The sequence below is a fragment of the Sphingobium algorifonticola genome, from assembly GCF_004005485.1.
GTDB lineage: Bacteria > Pseudomonadota > Alphaproteobacteria > Sphingomonadales > Sphingomonadaceae > Sphingobium > Sphingobium algorifonticola.
In genome coordinates this window covers 1-581 of sequence record NZ_RZUL01000034.1, presented here as the reverse complement: position 1 = coordinate 581, position 581 = coordinate 1, and the positions used below count along the sequence as shown (strand labels likewise).

Annotated in this window: 1 protein-coding gene; it reads left to right on the top strand. The window is 69.4% G+C overall.

The genetic code is table 11. The features are described from left to right. Positions 1 to 132: 132 nt before the first annotated feature. Positions 133 to 581, top strand: a 449-nt coding sequence (locus tag ENE74_RS18065; protein WP_164847549.1) for a DUF736 domain-containing protein, incomplete at its 3' end; no start/stop codon positions are given.

Below are 581 nucleotides of genomic sequence, written 5' to 3'. Positions count from 1 at the left end.
CCCGAGGCCGTGAACGGGCCTCGGACGGGGCGCTTGCGCGCCGGCCCGGCCGGTGGCCGGGGAGGGGAGCGGGGAAGAGGGAGGTGGCTTGGACAAGGTGTTCGAGACCATCATCCTCAAGGAGACTTCCCCATGAACATCGGTACGATCAAGCAGAATGACGGCGGCATTTTCGTCGGCCGGATCGCGACGCTGACGATTGCGATGACGATCGCGCTGCGCGAGGTGCACTCGGCCAATCCCAAGGCGCCCAAGTTCGAGGTTCTGGCGCTTTCGGCGGCGCGGGCCTGGGTGCAGGTGGGCGCGTTGTTCGAGCTGTTCTCGAACGGCACGGGCGAGGCGTTTCTGAACGGCAAGATCGAGGATCCGAGCCTTGTCGCGCCGCTCTACGTCTCGGCCTTCCGCCAGGAGGACGGCAGCTACAATGTGGTCTGGTCGCGCCCGACGCGCCGCCGCGATCTTGCCGCGGAGATGGCGCCCAAGACCGACGACGCGCTGCCGCCGCTGCCGGGCGCCGACGACACTGCCGGTGCGGGCGCTCCCGCCGAGTCCGGCCTGGGCGAATCCTCCGCCGACCACGC